The following is a 17,660-nucleotide window of genomic DNA, read 5'->3' on the forward strand; positions in this document are numbered from 1 at the left end:
CTTTTCTGCCCCGCGCCTCGTAAAAAAAATTGCAAAATGAAATCAGTGGCTGCCGCCACCTTTCTTGAAGATTGCGCCCACGGCCAAGCCGGCGAGCAGGGCGATGACCACGGCCATTATCCCATACCAGGCGGCATGTTCAAAGGCCATTTTCGACAGAGCTGCGGTAATGCCGACCCGCTGGACTTCGAACTGATCAGCGGCCTGGGCAACAACCTTGCCATCCCTGACCGCGAAGACCTTAACCGTGTAGGTCCCGGGGGGCGCCTGGTAGGGCCAGGCAATGTTCACCTGATAGGTATTGCCCTTCTCCCCGTGCTGGCGGATGACCGTCCCCTCCTGGATGTCGTAGACCATCTCCTTCTTTTTGAACTTGAGGTATTCGTCAAACCACTTGCCTTCCGCCGGATTTCCCTGGCTGTCTTCAATCACAACCCTCTGCCGGAGGGCGTCATAACCGAACTGGTACTGGTTACGCTCCGCCTCGTTCAGAATCCGGACCAGCTCAGCGGTGCTGTGCAACAGATAGATCGCAGGCACCCCCTTGAACTCAAGGTCCCCTTTTTTCATCCAGACCAGGCCGCCGACCTTGGCCTTGTACTTCAGCACCGCATCTTCCGGTTCGGTGCTGATGGTGACGATCAGATCATCACTGCTCGCACTCTGGCCGGTAACGGTTAATTGCGCGCCGTGATAGGTGAAGGTTATCGGGATATTGCCCGGAGTCACCGCACAGGTCAGGGCCTGATCCGCGGAAGCCGACAAGGGGGTGAGTCCGAAAAAGGCCGCGCCACAAAGAACAAGGCAGCGGAGAGAAAAAATAACGGTTCGTTTCAAGGTCTTCATCTTAATGGCCTCCCGCATAGGAAAGAAGAATGGAAGGCTCCATCACCAGTTCCAGAACAATCTTGACCGTGACGGCAAGGACGATGATGGAAAGCAGGATCTTCAACTGATCGCCGTGCAGCTTCCGGCCGAGCACCGTACCGATCTGGGCGCCGAACACGGAACCCACCAGCAGGAGCAGAGCAAGAACGAAATCAACGGTGTGGTTGGAGTAGGCTTGGAGATAGGTTACTTCGATGCAGGTGAAGAGAATCTGAAAAAGGCTGGTGCCGACCACCACATGCATCGGCATGCGCAGCATGTAAATCATCACCGGCACCATGAGAAAACCGCCGCCCACACCCATGATGGCGGCGAGGATTCCGACAAAGGTGCCAAGGACGATGGGCACCAGGGCCGAATGGGTGACGCCTGATTTCACGAAATAGGTCTGCATGGGCAAGGCGGCGAAAAAACCACCCGACTTTTTGGCCGCCTTGGGCTTGGCAGGGGAGGCAGTCTCGGCAGCCTTTTTACTTTTCTGCAAGGCATTCAGGCTTTCCACGAACATGAAGCTGCCAACCAACCCCAGCATGACCACATAGGTCATCTTGATCATGAAATCCGCCCCGCCGGTGGCACGGAGAATCTTGATGATCTGTACTCCGAAAGCCCCGCCGACAAAACCGCCGATCAAAAGAAAAAGGCCCATCTTGAAATCGACATTACCGAGACGCCAGTGGGAAAAGGTTCCCGAGGCGGAAGCGGCCACGATCTGGTTGGCGTCCGTGGCCGCGGCAATGGTCGGCGGAATGCCGATCATCATCAACAGCGGGGTCATGAGAAAGCCCCCTCCCACGCCGAAGAGGCCGGATAACAGCCCGACCGCGAGTCCCAACCCCACCACCACCAGATAATTAACACTGGCGAGGGCTATTGGCAGATACATGTACATTGTGCTCCTCCTTTACACTCTCTTGTTTTGTTTCAATACCATTAAAGTTGTATCGGCCCTTGCGCAGACTGTCAATAAGCATTCCCACGACAGAACTGCTGGGGGCCAACTGTTTACATCGGGCAATAATGTGTTCAAGGGCGGGATCGTCCCAAGGCGTTATGATCACAGACCAGAAGACCGGCAGATACCAGTTATCCCGAGCCACAAGCTGTTTGCGGAGCAGGTCTACCCAAGCAGTCTTCCGCGCGAACGCCTGTTGATCACCGACCCCAAGAACAAGGCAAAAAATACGCTGGGCGCAGAGAAACCGGACCAGAGGCTCCCCCTCCATCCTTTCCAGGATGTGGGTGTGGATGCTGACCCCCTCCTGGTGGCCAAGCGCAGTCGCCAGCGAGATAAGGTCTCCCCGTATCTCCCAAAATGCCTTGCTTTTTTTGTCCGCCTTACGCTCAGTCCTGAAAACGGCATGGACGATTCCGGTGGTCCGCTTGGCAAGGTCAATGGTATGAACAATGGCTGGGAGATCGGCACAGGCGCCGGTCAAAAGAAGGGCAATACCAGCTTCCATGAATGCTCCTCGGCTGCCCTGTTCGGGCAATCACTGCCGGAGCATTTAGCATGAACCGTGCCACTGAACCTATCTTGCTGTCTACAGGTTGTTTTCCAGGATTTACAGGGAGGAGGACAATGGTTAGACTGTTCACCATTGAAACACTCTTTTCGTAACTCACTGTAATAAAATGGTTTATTACAGTTGAAACAACTGTTTCCAATTGAAACAATCAGGCTGGGCACCCTGAAAAAACTGGGTGAAGAACCGGCTATTTCTCGGAAAGCAGATTGAGGTCTTTGAGGCGCCGCCACAAGGTGGTGCGGGAGATGCCGAGTAGGCGTGCGGTTTCCGTCTGGTTGAAGCCGGTGCGCCGGTACATATCGATAATATGTTCCTGCTCCAGCACCTTCAGGTGGCTGGCGGCTTTTTCCGGAGGGATGGGCTGGGTTTCGGCAAAAAAGATATCAGGCGGAAGATCCCTGGCGGTAAGAACCGGTTCCCGGGAAAGGGCGATGGCGCGTTCGACGATATTCTGCAATTCCCGGACGTTGCCGGGAAAGGTATAGGCGGAGAGCATCCCGGAAAAATCGGCGGCAATCTCCGGCACGGGTTTGCCGAATTGCGTGGCAATGAGGGTGACGAAATGATCGACCAGCAGGGGTATATCCTCCTGCCGCTTGCGCAGAGGAGGAATATTGATCATCACCACCTTCAACCGGTAAAAAAGATCCTGCCGGAACTCGCCGGCAGCGATCATCTTGTCGATATCCCGGTTGGTGGCGGCAATGAGCCGCACATTAATGCTGACCGGGGCGACCCCGCCCACCCGGAGCAAGGTCCGCTCCTGGATGACCCGCAGCAGCTTGATCTGCATGGGGATGGGCATTTCGCCGACCTCATCGAGGAAAACCGTGCCGCCCTGCGCCGCCTCCAGCAACCCCAGCTTGGTGCTGACCGCACCGGTGAAGGCCCCCTTTTCGTGACCAAAGAGTTCATTGGCCACCAACTCTTCGCTGAACGCCCCGCAATTGAAGGGGATGAACGGATGCTGGGCGCGGTCGCTGGTGTGGTGGAGTGCGCGGGCGACAAGCTCCTTGCCGGTACCGCTTTCGCCCTGGATGAGGACGTTGCAGTTGAGCGGGGCAATCTGGCGGATGGTCTTGAATATCTCCTGCATGGCCGGGGAACGCCCGATGATCCCGGCAAAACGGTCGACTGGGCCTGGGTCTGCAAGATCAGGGACGGATTTGCCGGGATGGCGCAAAGCGTCACTGATGGTGTTGCGCAACTCCTCAAGCTTGAACGGCTTGGCCAGGTAGTGGAAAGCTCCGGCCTTCATGGCCTGGACCGCATGGTCAACAGCGGCATAACCGGTCATCAGGATGACCTTGGTCTGGGGAGCCAGCATGGTGACCCGTTGGAGGATTTCCATGCCGTCCGCATCGGTAAGCCGGACATCGGTGACCAGCACCTCGGGCGGATGTTCGGCAATCCGGGACATTGCTTCACCCGCGGAGATAAAGCCTTCCGTCTCGTAGCCATCCTTGGCCAGGGCCTGGACAAGGCGACGGACTGTGACGATTTCATCGTCAAGGATATAGATGCGGGGCTTTGGCTGGGCACTATCTGACATGGTAAAAATATTCCGAAAAAATGTTGGGACGGGAATCTTCTTCCCGGAGATGACCACGCCAACCTAGCACGCTCCCCATCACCTTGCAAATTGATTTTTTCGGAACTGGTCAGCAGCACCGCATCTGCTTCGCAGTCTCGCTACGCCCGCTTAGCTGTCATCGGCCTGCTTGTGTGCACATGCACACTTCACAGACCTCTTTCGCGCATCTGCGGCACTGCTGAGCAGTTCCGGCACCAGAGTATCTTTAGTTTTTTGCCTTGGGATGGATGGTTACTTTTTTTCTTTGCAGTCAGGGCAACAAACGAACCACCCTCCCCTGAACCCCACGAAAAAATCCCTGGACAGACTTTGAGGGTTGACGATCTTTCCTGAAAGTTCCATATTCCCTCACCATACATGCGCAGCCACAAAAAAAACCGACTACACTGAAACAATGCCCACCACAACGCCAACCGTAACCGATTATCCGGAACTGCGTCTTGCCTGCCTCTTCTGCGGAGGCGAGGCGGTCCTTTCCGGACGCTGACACAATGCCACAGTACTCTGCACGGTGTGCGGAATGGAATCTTCGGTGGAACCCTATCGGGTACAGATCGAACACTGGCAGGAGAACATCTGCCGCTGCCTGAACCACAGAGGGGAACCATAGGCGGGGCTAACGACCTGTGCGAGAATTGAGGGATATTTTTTCGAACTCAATTTGGACTAAAAAAGTGACGAAGCAGGACTCGGCGGGAAAGGTCAGATTTTATACCGCTGATAAATCTCCAGTCTTACCGGGCAATCACAGGTGTGCAAGCTGCCGTATTTTTTCTTGTAAGGACACTCATCATCCCCGTGGCCGACGAAATAAAAATTATTCCCATCAATGGGAAAAGCCGGCCGGCAATAGGTATGCTCCTCTCGGCAGGCATAGGCCCTTTTGCACAGCGGGGCCAGGGTTTTCTTCTTGTTAGTCATAGCGCATTTCCTGCCACAAGGGTTATAAATTTTGCGAACCCTATCATATAGCAGGCACAAACCACAATACGGAAAAAATACGGGGCTACGTGCGATCTATTTTTTGCTCGCAGGATTGAACTCTTCCATCTCCTGCATAAACTTCCTATAACAGTCCGGACAATAGCCGTGCGACAGCCGCAACCCTGCCTCCTTGCGCATATATTCATCAATGCTCAGCCAATCGCCGCTGCCAGGCTCTTGCCCTTTGTCGTTTCTAATTTTTTTACATACCGAGCAGATGGCCAGAATATCCTCATACACCTTTAACCGTTTTTTCATCTCCTGCTTTTCAAAACAATTCCGGAGACGCAGGGCCAGGTCCTCATAGGCATAGGGCTTGAGCAGATAATCATCCGCCCCGCTCCGCAAGGCCTCAATGGCAGAAGAGATATCGCCGAATCCGGTGAGGATGATCACCCCGATATCAGGACTCCTCGCCTTTACCCCTTTAAGTACTTCTATTCCGGAAATCCCTTCCATGCGCAGGTCTGTCAGCACCAAATCGTAATAATGCTTCTGCAAAACGGCAAGCGCTGTTTCCCCATCGGCGACAGCGGTGGCGCCATACCCGATTTCCTCGATATCCCGGCTCAGGGTGCGACGGATGATCTCTTCATCATCAACCAGCAGGATATTTTTACGCCACTGACCCGCTTCTGCCATCATGCCTGCCCCCCCACCGGCAAAAGAACCGTAAAGGTGGAGCCGATGCCGGGAGTGCTCTCCACCTCGATTGTTCCGCCATGCCTGGTCACGATACCATAACTTACCGACAGGCCAAGACCAGTGCCCTTGGCCGCTGATTTTGTGGAAAAAAACGGCTCAAAAATTCGCTCCTGGTCCTCCGGGGCAATCCCATGGCCGCTGTCTTGAAACTGCACCGCGACATAGCCCGGCCTCAACTCCGTCCGCACGGTTATTGCGCCGGTCTCCGCGGTAATAGCCTCCTCGGCGTTCGCGAGTAGATTGAGGAAAACCTGCTTGAGCTGGTCCTCCACCGCCTGTATTTCCGGCAATGACGGGGCGAATTCCTTGCTCAAGGAAATCCTTTTATTCTTCAGATTCTTTCGGCAGAGCAGCAGAATATCCTCCAAGGCGGCATGCACATCCACCCGGGTCTCTCTCCCTGTGGTCGGACGATTAAAACTCTGCAGATCCTTGGTAAGCCTGGCAACGCGCTCGCACTCCCGAATGGCGAGCTCGACCATCTGGAGATCCTCGCCCCCCAAAATAGCCCGCCGTTTTAGCCCATCCAACACATTGCGGATGCCGCAGATCGGGTTATTGAATTCATGGGCGATGGAAGCGGCCAACTTGCCCACCGCGCTCAATTTTTCCGAATGCAACAGCTGCCGGTGAATCTTTTCCAGTTCCTCCGTACGCTGACTGACCCGCAGCTCCAGCAGTTCCCGCGCTTCCCGCTCCCGTGTTTCCTCGTTTTTACGTTCCGTTATATCCGTCCCGATACTGATTTTTGCCCGGATTTCCCCCATCCACTTGATGGATCGATCATGATGCTCGTACCAACGCTGGGTCACGGTGTTCTGATCTTCCCAGACGAACACCCCGCCTCGCCCCCGTTTGTGGCCATTGATGGCCATCACTTTTTCGTTGCTACAGAAAGGACAGGGGCCATCCTGTCCACACTGCATGACCGTCCAGCATATCCGGCCGATGCCTTCCCCAAAAACCTCCCGGGCGTGACGATTCATAAAGAGAATCTCGTAACTGGTCATGTCGACCACATAAATAATCGCGTCAAGGCTGTCGAGCACGGTGAGCAGGCGCCGGTGCGCCTTGGCCAGGCCCTTTTCTACCTTGGCCCGCTCGGCGATTTCCTTGTGCAACTGCCCGTTTGTCTGTATCAGGCTCTGGGTCCGTTCTTCGACGATCTTGGAGAGACGTTCGCCGTACTCCCGCATTCGCGCCTCATCCTCCTTGCGCTTGGTGATATCACGCATCAAGGCAAGAATCACGCCGCTCTCGTCCTCGGGGATGGCGAGGAAATTGAGCGACAGCCGCCTTTCGCCAAGAAAAATTTCCTCATCTTCCCCCGCGCACACCGGCTGCTGGTTCACCGACTCAACAAGAAGGCGCACTGCGGCGGCATACGGCTCATGGAAAAAGCCGAAAAGATTGGCGCCCAAAAGTTTTTCCTCGGGCTGGCCAAACAAGGCGATGGCACTGGCATTCACATAGATGATTTTTTGCTCGCGGGTAAAACGGATCACCCCTTCGAACATGTGGTCAAGAACCAGCTCCAGATGTTTTTGCGAGTACAACAGCTCTTTGGTAATTTCACGCTGGCAGATACCGTCAAGCCCAAGAATCCGTGGTTCCCAATTGCGTGTTGCCCGTTTGTCGGAATCGACGATGAGCTCTTGGACATGGAAAAAAATATTCTTGAATGACCCCTTGGCAATGCAAGCATCGGCGCCGTAGGAAAGAAAATCCTGTTCGCCTTCGCTGACAACGGCGGAAAGGATTACCACAAAAACATCGCGCAGGTGGGGCATACTGCGAACAATGCGGCACAGCTTGTCACCGCTGATGTTGGGCATGATCAGATCGATAAACATGATATCCGGGACAAACCCTTCCAGGACATCAAGAGCCGAAAGACCATCCTGGGCCACCCGTACCTCATGCCCCTCCTTTTCCAAAAAGCTGGAGATAAGTTCAAGGATGAGCGGATGGTTGTCCACCACCAGAATCTTTTTGGACATGGGCGCTTCCCTCACTGTGACAAACGCCGGAGGATAACCTTCCCTCTCTGGAAAATAAGAGGATGAAGAGCGTCTTTATTTTATCGCAGATTCAAGATTAAAGTGCAACTCCCCAGAGGCAGAGAAACCCGGGCGCTCCGTAAGGTCTCAATGGCGGAAGAAATATCGATAGTGAATCCTTGCCGCCAAAGACGAAGGTCATTCCCTGTGCGCCACGCCGCATCGTTCGTCATTTCCTCGTCGTGTTCGTCTGCTCAATCGTTCTCTTGAACTGTTTATCGGGCTTTCTAACGTCCTCACCACAGACTTGCTTGAACACATTGTTCCGCCACGTTTCCTCGACACAGGGCAGTAAGTACTGCTTCACAAAGGCCTCAAAATGGCCGAGGACGGACGGCACCACTTCTTTAATGCCACTCTTTGTGCCACGTTGCACGAGTTCAAGCATGTTCCCGAAGTCACGCATCGACACAGGGTAATTGCCCTCTTCGCGTGTCGCGATGAGCGCTTCCATCATATCGTTGTTGATATGAACATCACCTTCTGCTTCGGTGCATCGCCGCTGAGCGAGCATCTGTGTCATAAGCGGAGACGGCGACAACGGGTCTTTCGGCATCACATCTGCCAAGGCCTGACTCACTATCTCACTCTGAAGCTCACATTCTTCGAACGCTTTTTTCCATTTTGGAGAGGATGCTGGATTCTTGACCGCTTGCAGGTAAGCACTAGTGAAATGTTTGTTGAATTTGAGCAGAGATTTGGGATTATCGAACGCATCCAGACCCACCGCGCGAATGATTTCTTGCGTAATATCTCGATGGATAAGCGTGAACAGCACCTTCAGCCCACCTTTCTTCTCCTTGCCCTGTTGGATTGCCACTTCGCTAAGAGTATCGATGAGTGCACGGTTTTCCTTGAGCAAGTTATCGAGTTCTTCATCGGGCATATAGCCTGCTTCCTCGTCCTGTAAAAGTTGAATGGACCTTATTATGGATGAAGACTTTTTTCCCGGATAGTTAAATCACCCGAAAAACGCCTCCCCGGACATCATTGTTCCCCGGAGGCAGCAAAAACCGGGGCAGCCCGCTCGCTGATCCCCCTCCGGAGCACCTCCTTGTTGTAGGCGGCAATAGCCTCGCGGCGCTTGAGCATCCCCACCACCCAGCGATTGTCCTCGGCCTCCACCACCGGAATCTCTTCCAACCCCTTGGCATCAAAAAGGGCCATGGCGGTGTGGAGGTTATCTTCCGGGGTGAGCACCACGACCTTGCGGGTACAGATGTTCCCCACCCGGGCGGAGAGCCGCAGTTCCTCGTCATGGAGAATGCTTTTCACGTCCTGCAGGGAGACGACCCCGGTCATTCGGCCGCTTTCATCAACCACCGGAAAATAGAAGCTGTCCCTGGCCATGCTGAAGATGGTGAGCAGCTGATCCACGTTGGCCTGCTCGCTGACAAAATCCACATCCTCGCTGATAACCCTGCCGACCTTGATGGACTTCATCACCGAGATCTCCCTCCCTTCATGGAGATCGATGCCGTCGCGGCTAAAATCCACGGTATCGATGGAATCCGGATTCAAGCGAGACGCCACCACCGTGCCGATGATGCTTGCCAGCATGATGGGCACGATGATGAGATAATTGCCGGTCATCTCAAAAAGCAAAAAGATGGCGGTGAGGGGCGCATGGGTGGCCGCGGCCAAAAAAGCGCCGATGCCTACGGCGGCATAGGCGCCGGGATTGGCGGTATACGAGGGCAACAGGCTATGGGCCACGAAGCCGAAGGCGCCGCCGGTCACAGCGCCGATGAAGAGCGCCGGGGCAAACACCCCACCCGCACCGCCGGAACCTAAAGTAATGGCGGTTGCCGCAATCTTAAAAAAGATCAGCGCGACCATCACCCAGAGCACGCCATGCCCGGCCAACACCTCTTCCAGATAATGATAGCCGTCGCCCATGATCTGGGGAAAGCCCATGGCCAGCACGCCGAGAGCCAGGGCGCCGAGCAGGGGCTTAAGCTGCGCAGGCAGGCGAAGCGCGGCAAAGCGATCGCGGATCGTATAGAACACATAGATGTGCAAGACCGCCACCAACCCCATGATCACACCCATCAACGAATAGAGGGGAATCTCGACCAGGGAATTGACCATCTCGTAGGCCGGGATGGGAAAGGCTGGAGAAGCGCCATAGTACCAACGGGAAACCACGGTGGCCATAGCCGAGGAGACCACCAACGCGGCAAAGGAGCCAATTTCATAGGTGCCCAGCAGGACGATCTCGGCGGCGAAAAAGACCCCGGCAATGGGGGCGTTGAACATGGCCGCCACCCCGCCGGCGCACCCGGCGGCGATAAACACCTTCATCCTTATGCCGGAAACCCGGAAGAACTGCCCGATCTGCGAGCCAACGGCCCCGCCCACCTGGGCAATGGGCCCCTCGACCCCGGCAGAGCCGCCGGTGCCGATGGTCAGGGCGCAGGAAACGATCTTAAGAAAGATGGTCCGAAACCGGACAATCCCGCCTTCCAAATTAACCTGGCGCAAGAATTTTGGAAAGCCGTAGCCGTTGACCTCGCCGGGAAAAAGCAGGGAAAGGGGGATGAGCAATACCATGCCGCAGAGGGGAATCAAGGGCAGGAGCAGGAGATGCAGCCCACCCTGGGCCAGACCGAGAAACGCGGAGCCGCGCACAAAGAGAGATGCGTGGACCAAATCGACGGTGGCGCGGAAAAGAATATTCACCGCCCCAGCCATCAGGCCGATACAGGCGGCGATGGCGATCACCCGGAAACTCTCCCCCGGCAGGATTCTTCCGATCTTAGTCTTCATATCTTCTCCGGGGTCACACACCCAAGCAGCCTTGCCTGGCGCAGAAAATAGGCATCGGTCATCCCGGCGATAAAATCTCGCACCATGGCCGGAGGGTGCTGACTCTCGACGTATTCCCTGCCTTGTTCCTGCACAAAATTTGCATACATTTCCGCCTGGGGCTCCTGCCTGGCAAACTGCTCAAGACAGGAGGCAAACAACGCCCGATAGCAAGCGGTGATCTTGGCCAGCCCCTTCTTGATGGCCGGGTTCAGATATATCCGCTCATAGTTGAAGACCTTCAACGTCTGCAGCCCTTCGGAAACCTCCTCGCTAAAGGCAATGGCCCCACCTTCAAGACCATTGGTGATCAGGTCCGTCACCAGACGGTAGACCATACTGCCGTTGGTGCGGCCAAAAAGTTCCTGACAACGAGGGGGGATATCGTCCCGGCTGATGAGCTTCAGCTCGATGGCATCCTCGATATCCCTGCCGATGTAGGCAATGGTGTCCGCAAAACGGACCACGCAGCCCTCCAAGGTCATGGGGACCAATTCCCGGCGAGGGTCCTGGGCCTTGGCCGCCCCCTGTGCGTCGAAGTCGGCAAAGGTCTTGCCGGGCTGGGGCGCAAGTCGGCGGTTGTGGATCTCCCCGTCGTGGCACATGATGCCGTCCAGGGTTTGCAGGGTCAGGTTCCAGCCCCTCCCCTGCCGTTCGATGCGCTCCAGAAACTGGACACTCTGCAGGTTATGCTGAAACGAAGGCAGCCCATGCTCGCGGCAGAGTCCGTCCAGAATTTTTTCCCCGTCATGGCCAAAGGGCGGGTGGCCGATGTCATGGCCCAGGGCGATGGCCTCGATGAGGTCCTCGTTCAGCCGCAGATAGCGGCCAATGGTCCGGGCGATCTTGGCCACCAGCTGCACATGCAAAACCCGGTGGGTGATATGGTCGTTTGCCACCATATAAAACACCTGGGTTTTGTCGATGTAGCGCGTATAGGCCCGGGAATGCAGAATCCGGTCGCCGTCCACGGCAAAGGGTTGGCGGTGGTCCTCATCCTCTCCTTCCTCGGCATGCCGCCGAACCCCTTCCCTGCTTAAGCTGGCAAGGGGCGACAAACGCTCGGCCTCCAGGGCATCCAGCTGGTTTTTCAAGGCAAGCAAATGGGGGGGTGTCGCATGGCGCATGGCGGTATGGTCCGTTTGTGTCGTGGATGGAGAGAGTATAAAGTATAGCCCAGCAATCCCATCCACACAATGTCTTGTCGTTTTTCCACCAGAATCATTCAGCTCATATCCACTTTAGCATTTTCCCCGTGCGATTTTTAAATAATTAGGTAACAATACCTAGAGATTTTATCCGGTTACTTTGCGCATAAGGCTCCCCCTCCCTCGACGGGAGGGGGTCAGGGGGGTGGGTGAAAGTGGCGACACCATCACATCTGCCAACTCCCCCTCACCCTAACCCTCCCCCGCAGGGGAGAGGGATTTTTTGAAAGGATGCCCGGTGCCCGTCTCCCGCCCGATAACCATTATTACCCATCCCCACTGTCTTGCCCATGACACCGGCGGCGGTGAGCACCCGGAAGCGCCGGACCGCCTCACCGCGTTGCTGACAAGGCTCGAGGCCTCGCCGCTCAAGGATAGGCTCAACTTTATCGAACCCCGCAAGGCGGAACGACGCTGGCTGACCACCTTCCATGAGGAGCACTACCTCTTCCGCCTGGAAGAGTGCGCCCTTTCCGGCAAGACCCATCTCGACCATCCGGACAACCAGCTCTGTTTCGAATCCTACGAGGCGGCCCTGCTCTCGGCAGGCGCAGGGCTCACCGGCATCGACCTGCTGGAAGGCGAAGAAAATCTGGTGTTCTGCGCGGTGCGGCCGCCGGGGCACCATGCCGAAAGCAACCTGGCCCTAGGTTTTTGTTTCTTGAACAACTGCGTGCTGGCCGCCCGGTACTGGCAGCAGCAGTATGGGCGGAAAAGGATTCTGGTTCTCGATTTCGACGCCCACCACGGCAACGGCATCCAAAGCGCCTTTGAGGAAGACCCGGAGGTTTTTTACCTCAGCCTGCACGAGCATCCCACCTTCAGTTTTCCCGGCAGCGGCTATGCGGAAGAGATCGGCACCGGTCCAGGACGCGGAACCACCCTGAATATCCCCTTGCCCCCGGGAACCAACGACCAGATGGTGCTCAATGCCTTGCTCAAAAGAGTGGAGCCGGCCCTTGCCGCCTTCGCGCCGGAACGGATCATTGTCGCCGCAGGCTTTGACGGACACCGCGACGATGACATGTCCGGCCTTGCCTATTCCACAGAGCTCTACACCAAGTTCGGCGAACACCTGGCTGGTTGGGCGAAAAAATTCTGCCAAGGAAAGCTGTTGTCGATACTCGAAGGCGGCTATCACCTGGAAAGCCTGGCCGAGAGCGCGACCGCCTATCTCACCGCCTTATGCAACCACAATAGTACAGAGGAATAATTATGTTCATCACCCAGCACATGACCAGAAACCCGGTGACCGTTTCCCCTGAAACCACCCTCCCCGCCGTGCAGAAAATTCTCCAAAACGGCAAATTCCGCCACCTGCCGGTGGTGGATGGAGAAAACCACCTGGTCGGCATTGTCACCGACCGGGATCTGCGCTCGGCCTCTCCTTCTTCGGTGCTCTCCGAAGAACGGGTCAAGGCCTGCCATGCGGATTTCGACCAGACCCCGGTCAGCGCCATCATGAGCCGCGCCTTTTTCACCTTAAACCCCATGTCCACCCTAGACGACGCCCTGATCCTCCTGGACCGGGAGAAGATCGGAGCCCTGCCCGTGGTGGATCAGGAACAGCGGGTCATCGGCATGTTTTCCATGCGCGACCTCATGGCCGCCTACCGCCGGCTTTTCGGCCTTGGCGAACGGGGGAGCGCCATGATCGTGGTGGAGCATGACGGCAAGCGCAAGCCGCTTTCCCGCATCGCCAAGGTGCTCGAAGAGCACAACATCCGCTTCACCCGCCTTATCCGCACCGAGGCGGAGGAGGCCGCGCCGGAGCGGATCTACCTGCGGGTCAACACCTACAATATCAGCGCCGTACACCAGGCCCTCAGAGAGGCAGGCTTTGCCCTTGTTCTGCCGGAAATTCCAGAATTTGTTGTGTAGCGAACCCTTCCCTACAGGAAAACACCATGCTCAAGCCGCTTTTTTATCCGGATTCCATCGCCGTGCTCGGCGCTTCCCGCACCCCGGGCAAGGTCGGTCACGATATTGTCGCCAACCTCCTGGCCAGCGGCTATGCCGGGCGGATCATCCCGGTGAATCCAGCGGCCCCGGAGATGCTGGGGTTGCCCTGCCTGGCCGAGATCAAAAAGACGAAAGAAAAAATCGATCTCTGCATCATCGCCCTGCCCAGCCCCTTGGTTCTGGAGGCGGTGCGGGATTGCCTCGAAGCCCAGACCAAGGCAATCACCGTTATCAGCTCCGGCTTCAAAGAAACGGGGGAGGAGGGTGCTGAGCTGCAACACCGGATCGCCGAGCTCTGCCAGAGCCACAAGGTCCCCCTGCTCGGCCCCAACTGCCTGGGGCTGATCAACACCGAAAACCTCATGAACGCCTCCTTTGCCAGCCGCATGCCGCAACCGGGTTGCATCTCGGTGATCTCCCAGTCCGGGGCCATCTGCACCGCCTTGCTTGACCTTGCCGCCGCCCGCCACACCGGCATCGCCAAGATGGTGAGCATGGGCAACAAGGCGGACCTCAACGAAGGGGATCTCTTGATCGCCCTGGCCGCCGACACGCAGACCAAGGTGATTGTCGCTTATCTCGAAGACATTGCCTGCGGAGACGAGTTTGTCAAGGCGGCCACCGAGGCCTCGACGAAAAAGCCGGTGATCATCCTTAAAGCCGGCACCACCGTGGCCGGACAAAAGGCGGCTTCCTCCCATACCGGGGTGCTGGCGGGCGCGGAAATCGCCTACGGCGCGGCGTTCATGCGCTCGGGCGTCATCCGGGCCGACAATTTCGAGGCCCTGGCCGACTATGCCGCCCTCTTTGCCATGCAGCCCCTGCCCAAGGGCAAACGGGTGCTGATCATCACCAATGCCGGCGGCCCCGGCACCATGGCCGCCGATGCCGTGGAAAAATCCGGCATGACCGTGGCCACCCTGAACCGCAACACCGCCTCGGCCCTGCGCCAAAAACTGCCCATTGCGGCCAGCGTCGGCAACCCCATTGACGTCCTGGGCGACGCGGAACCGGAGCGCTATGTGGCCGCTTTGGAAGCAGCCCAGGAAGATGAGGCCGTGGACGCCATCGTGGTGATCCTCACCCCGCAGGCCATGACCAAACCGGCGGAAACCGCCCGAGCCATTGCCGCCTCCAACAAGGGCGAAAAGCCCGTGGTTGTCGCCTTCATGGGCGGGACCGATGTCATGCCGGGCCGGGATGAGCTGGTGGCTGCGGGGCTGCCCGATTATCCTTCCCCGGAACGGGCCGTGGCCGCGCTCAAGGCCCTGGTGGAATACGCCGCCTGGCGCAAGCGCCCGCCCCGAATGGTGGCCCGCTTCCCGGTGAACCGGCGGCGGGTGGAACGCATCATCACCAGACGGTTGCGGACCAGCCGGTTGCAGATCGGCGAGGTCAAGGCAAAAAGCATCCTCCAGGCCTACGGGTTTCAGATCCCCCAGGGGTATCTGGCCACCAATGTCGGCGAGGCCATGGAGATCGCCGAACGCATCGGCTATCCGGTGGCCATGAAGATCGTCTCCCCGGACATTATCCACAAGTCCGAACTCGGCGGGGTGAGGCTCAACGTGACCAGCTCCGAGGCGGTGGCGGATGCCTACGACCTCATGATGCTCCGCACCGCCCAACGAGCGCCGGAAGCCTGGATTGAAGGAATCTATGTGGAAAAAATGCTCTCCCGCGGCCTGGAAGTGATCATCGGCATGAACCGCGATCCACAGTTTGGCCCCATGCTCATGTTCGGCCTGGGCGGCATCTTTGTTGAGGTCATGAAGGACGTCACCTTCTACCTGGCGCCCATTACCAACGAAGAGGCCATCCAGATGCTGATGAGTACCCGCTCCTACGAAATCCTTAAAGGAAAACGGGGGCACAAAGGCGTCGATCTGGCGGGCATTGCCAACGGGTTGCAGCGGATCAGCCAGTTGACCACCGATTTCCCGCAGATTGCTGAGCTGGACATCAATCCCTTCATCGTCGGGGAGATAGGCACCGAGCCGGTGGTGGCGGATGCGAGAATGACCTTGCAGAGCTTTGAGGTAGTGCGATGACCAGCCCAAAGAATTACGATCCCGATTGGCAAGAAAAGTACAGCGACATGATTGCCACACCATACCAGGCTGTAGCCAAAATCAAGCCGGGCCAGCGGGTCTTCATCGGCACGGCCTGCGCCGAGCCGGTACTGCTGGTCACAGCCCTGACCGAGCGGGCCGGCGAGCTGGCCGACGTGGAGATCATCCAGCTGCTCACCAAGGGCGATGCCCCTTACGCCAGCATTAACCTGACCGACTGCTTCTCGGTAAACAGTTTTTTCATCGGCGCCAACATAAGGGAGCATATCCAGCAGGGGCTGGGCAACTACACCCCTACCCTGCTCTCCGACATCCCCATGCTCTTCAACTCCGGCCAGCTCCCCATCGACGTGGCCCTCATCCAGGTAACCCCCCCCGACGAACGGGGCAAAGTGAGTCTGGGGGTTTCGGTGGACATCGTGAAGAGTGCTGCGGAAAACGCCTCGCTGGTGATCGCCCAGGTAAACCCCCTGATGCCCAAAACCCTGGGCGACAGCTTTCTTGACATCTACGACCTCGATATTCTGGTGCCGGCGGCAAGCCCCATCATCGAACGGGAATCCACCCCGGTCTCCGAGGATACCCGCCGCATCGGGGAGCATATCGCCGCCCTGATCGAAGACGAATCAACGATCGAATTCGGCATCGGCCGCATCCCCCACGCCCTGGTGGAATTCCTCCGCTACAAAAAAAATCTCGGCATCCACACCGAGATGCTCACCGACTCCATCATCGACCTGGTGGAATCGGGCGCCGTCACCGGCAGCCGAAAAACCACGGACAAGGGCCGGATCGTGGCCAGTTTTTGTATGGGTACCCAGCGGCTCTACGACTACATCGACAACAACCCCCTCTTCTGCTTCAGGCCCACAGAATACGTGAACGATACCCACATCATCGGCAGGCAGCACAAGATGGTGGCCATCAACATGGCTCTGGAAATCGACCTTACCGGTCAGGTCTGCGCCGACTCCCTGGGCTCTCTCTTCTATTCCGGCATCGGCGGCCAGGTGGATTTCAACCGGGGCGCGGCCCGCTCCATCGGGGGCAAGCCCATCATCGCCATGGAGTCAACGGCCAAGGACAAAACCATCTCCCGCATCGTCACCCGTCTCACCCCTGGGGCCGGCGTGGTCACCACCCGGGGCGAGGTGCATTACGTGGCCACCGAGTACGGCGTTGCCTACCTGCACGGCAAGAGTGTGCAGGAACGGGCCCTGGCCCTGATCAGCATCGCCCATCCCAAGTTCAGGGAGCAGCTGTTCAAGGAGGCCATCGAGGCCAAATATCTCCGCCAGGACCTCGGCGATGTGGAGGGCCGCTTCATGATCGCCTCCCAGGAGATGAACACCACCATGCTGCTCGAAGACGGCACCCAGATCAATTTCCGGCCGGTGCATCTCACCGATGAGCCCCGGATGCGGGACATCCTCTACGCCCTTTCCCAGGAAACCCTCTACTACCGCTTTATGACCCACAGCCAGCGCTTCGGCCATAAGCAAATCCAAAACTTCGTCTACGTCGATCACCGCAAGGACGCGGCCATTGTCGGCACCGTGCCCGAAGCGCACGGCGAGAAAATCATCGCCATCGGCCGCTACTACCTGGACGAAAAAACCAACCGGGCCGAAGTGGCCTTTATTGTCCGCGACGAATGGCAGAACAAGCAGATCGGCACTTTTCTTTTCCGGCATCTGGTCACCATCGCCAAGCGAAACGGCATCGCCGGTTTTTCCGCCGAGGTGCTGCGGGAGAACAAACGCATGCAGGCCATCTTCCTCCATTGCGGCTTCACCGTAAAAAGCAGCCTGGAGGAGGACGTTTACAGCTTCCAGATTGATTTCTGATCG

14 protein-coding genes are annotated in these 17,660 nt (G+C 57.2%); 5 read left to right on the forward strand and 9 right to left on the reverse strand.

All coding sequences use genetic code 11. The features are described from left to right. Positions 1–42: 42 nt before the first annotated feature. On the reverse strand, positions 43–846 hold the full coding sequence (locus ACZ46D_RS04905; RefSeq protein ID WP_464928918.1) for a TIGR02186 family protein: 804 nt from the start codon (positions 844–846) through the stop codon (positions 43–45). Position 847: 1 nt separating this feature from the next. Further along, positions 848–1,780: a sulfite exporter TauE/SafE family protein gene (locus tag ACZ46D_RS04910; protein ID WP_464928919.1), complete on the reverse strand. Its 933-nt coding sequence runs from the start codon at positions 1,778–1,780 to the stop codon at positions 848–850. Here ACZ46D_RS04910 and ACZ46D_RS04915 point away from each other — a divergent pair. After that, positions 1,773–2,405 (forward strand): hypothetical protein, encoded by a 633-nt coding sequence (locus ACZ46D_RS04915; protein ID WP_464928920.1) that lies wholly within the window; start codon positions 1,773–1,775, stop codon positions 2,403–2,405. The two genes, ACZ46D_RS04910 and ACZ46D_RS04915, sit on opposite strands and share 8 nt — an antisense overlap. A 199-nt stretch (positions 2,406–2,604) precedes the next feature. Here the strand turns inward: ACZ46D_RS04915 and ACZ46D_RS04920 are convergent, their stop codons facing one another. The 7 genes from ACZ46D_RS04920 to ACZ46D_RS04950 form a co-directional block, all read right to left on the reverse strand. After that, positions 2,605–3,969 carry a sigma-54-dependent transcriptional regulator gene (locus ACZ46D_RS04920; protein ID WP_464928921.1) on the reverse strand — a complete coding sequence of 455 codons (1,365 nt, stop codon included), beginning with the start codon at positions 3,967–3,969 and terminating at the stop codon, positions 2,605–2,607. Between the two features lie 744 nt (positions 3,970–4,713). Continuing rightward, the gene (locus ACZ46D_RS04925) at positions 4,714–4,932 is read right to left on the reverse strand and encodes a hypothetical protein (RefSeq protein ID WP_464928922.1); all 219 of its coding nucleotides are present in this window, start codon (positions 4,930–4,932) and stop codon (positions 4,714–4,716) included. Between the two features lie 96 nt (positions 4,933–5,028). Beyond that, entirely contained in the window at positions 5,029–5,640 is a 612-nt protein-coding gene (locus ACZ46D_RS04930; RefSeq protein WP_464928923.1) for a sigma-54-dependent transcriptional regulator, read from the reverse strand. Then, complete coding sequence (locus ACZ46D_RS04935; protein ID WP_464928924.1) at positions 5,637–7,700, reverse strand: hybrid sensor histidine kinase/response regulator; 2,064 nt, start codon at positions 7,698–7,700, stop codon at positions 5,637–5,639. Before ACZ46D_RS04935 ends, ACZ46D_RS04930 begins: the two co-directional genes overlap by 4 nt. A 229-nt stretch (positions 7,701–7,929) precedes the next feature. After that, on the reverse strand, positions 7,930–8,646 hold the full coding sequence (locus ACZ46D_RS04940; protein WP_464928925.1) for a hypothetical protein: 717 nt from the start codon (positions 8,644–8,646) through the stop codon (positions 7,930–7,932). A gap of 101 nt (positions 8,647–8,747) precedes the next feature. Beyond that, positions 8,748–10,529 carry a chloride channel protein gene (locus ACZ46D_RS04945; RefSeq protein ID WP_464928926.1) on the reverse strand — a complete coding sequence of 594 codons (1,782 nt, stop codon included), beginning with the start codon at positions 10,527–10,529 and terminating at the stop codon, positions 8,748–8,750. Next, positions 10,526–11,695 (reverse strand): deoxyguanosinetriphosphate triphosphohydrolase family protein, encoded by a 1,170-nt coding sequence (locus ACZ46D_RS04950; protein WP_464928927.1) that lies wholly within the window; start codon positions 11,693–11,695, stop codon positions 10,526–10,528. Before ACZ46D_RS04950 ends, ACZ46D_RS04945 begins: the two co-directional genes overlap by 4 nt. A gap of 319 nt (positions 11,696–12,014) precedes the next feature. Here ACZ46D_RS04950 and ACZ46D_RS04955 point away from each other — a divergent pair, with 319 nt between their 5' ends. Genes ACZ46D_RS04955 through ACZ46D_RS04970 form a run of 4 tightly spaced genes read left to right on the forward strand, consistent with a single transcriptional unit; the run spans position 12,015 to position 17,657 of the window. Beyond that, positions 12,015–12,989 carry a histone deacetylase family protein gene (locus ACZ46D_RS04955; protein WP_464928928.1) on the forward strand — a complete coding sequence of 325 codons (975 nt, stop codon included), beginning with the start codon at positions 12,015–12,017 and terminating at the stop codon, positions 12,987–12,989. A 2-nt stretch (positions 12,990–12,991) separates the two neighbouring features. Further along, positions 12,992–13,657 (forward strand): CBS domain-containing protein, encoded by a 666-nt coding sequence (locus ACZ46D_RS04960; RefSeq protein WP_464928929.1) that lies wholly within the window; start codon positions 12,992–12,994, stop codon positions 13,655–13,657. Between the two features lie 26 nt (positions 13,658–13,683). After that, positions 13,684–15,789: an acetate--CoA ligase family protein gene (locus tag ACZ46D_RS04965; protein ID WP_464928930.1), complete on the forward strand. Its 2,106-nt coding sequence runs from the start codon at positions 13,684–13,686 to the stop codon at positions 15,787–15,789. Beyond that, on the forward strand, positions 15,786–17,657 hold the full coding sequence (locus ACZ46D_RS04970) for a GNAT family N-acetyltransferase (protein WP_464928931.1): 1,872 nt from the start codon (positions 15,786–15,788) through the stop codon (positions 17,655–17,657). Before ACZ46D_RS04965 ends, ACZ46D_RS04970 begins: the two co-directional genes overlap by 4 nt. The last annotated feature ends 3 nt before the right edge of the window (positions 17,658–17,660 follow it).

This window comes from Thiovibrio sp. Mzg5 (assembly GCF_055379285.1).

What these genes read in the sequence shown, in the direction of transcription:
- ACZ46D_RS04905 (WP_464928918.1), bottom strand. Translation starts at nt 846, where the DNA reads ATGAAGACCTTGAAACGAACCGTTATTTTTTCTCTCCGCTGCCTTGTT.
- ACZ46D_RS04915 (WP_464928920.1), top strand. Translation starts at nt 1,773, where the DNA reads ATGTACATTGTGCTCCTCCTTTACACTCTCTTGTTTTGTTTCAATACC.
- ACZ46D_RS04910 (WP_464928919.1), bottom strand. Translation starts at nt 1,780, where the DNA reads ATGTACATGTATCTGCCAATAGCCCTCGCCAGTGTTAATTATCTGGTG.
- ACZ46D_RS04920 (WP_464928921.1), bottom strand. Translation starts at nt 3,969, where the DNA reads ATGTCAGATAGTGCCCAGCCAAAGCCCCGCATCTATATCCTTGACGAT.
- ACZ46D_RS04925 (WP_464928922.1), bottom strand. Translation starts at nt 4,932, where the DNA reads ATGACTAACAAGAAGAAAACCCTGGCCCCGCTGTGCAAAAGGGCCTAT.
- ACZ46D_RS04930 (WP_464928923.1), bottom strand. Translation starts at nt 5,640, where the DNA reads ATGATGGCAGAAGCGGGTCAGTGGCGTAAAAATATCCTGCTGGTTGAT.
- ACZ46D_RS04935 (WP_464928924.1), bottom strand. Translation starts at nt 7,700, where the DNA reads ATGTCCAAAAAGATTCTGGTGGTGGACAACCATCCGCTCATCCTTGAA.
- ACZ46D_RS04940 (WP_464928925.1), bottom strand. Translation starts at nt 8,646, where the DNA reads ATGCCCGATGAAGAACTCGATAACTTGCTCAAGGAAAACCGTGCACTC.
- ACZ46D_RS04945 (WP_464928926.1), bottom strand. Translation starts at nt 10,529, where the DNA reads ATGAAGACTAAGATCGGAAGAATCCTGCCGGGGGAGAGTTTCCGGGTG.
- ACZ46D_RS04950 (WP_464928927.1), bottom strand. Translation starts at nt 11,695, where the DNA reads ATGCGCCATGCGACACCCCCCCATTTGCTTGCCTTGAAAAACCAGCTG.
- ACZ46D_RS04960 (WP_464928929.1), top strand. Translation starts at nt 12,992, where the DNA reads ATGTTCATCACCCAGCACATGACCAGAAACCCGGTGACCGTTTCCCCT.
- ACZ46D_RS04965 (WP_464928930.1), top strand. Translation starts at nt 13,684, where the DNA reads ATGCTCAAGCCGCTTTTTTATCCGGATTCCATCGCCGTGCTCGGCGCT.
- ACZ46D_RS04970 (WP_464928931.1), top strand. Translation starts at nt 15,786, where the DNA reads ATGACCAGCCCAAAGAATTACGATCCCGATTGGCAAGAAAAGTACAGC.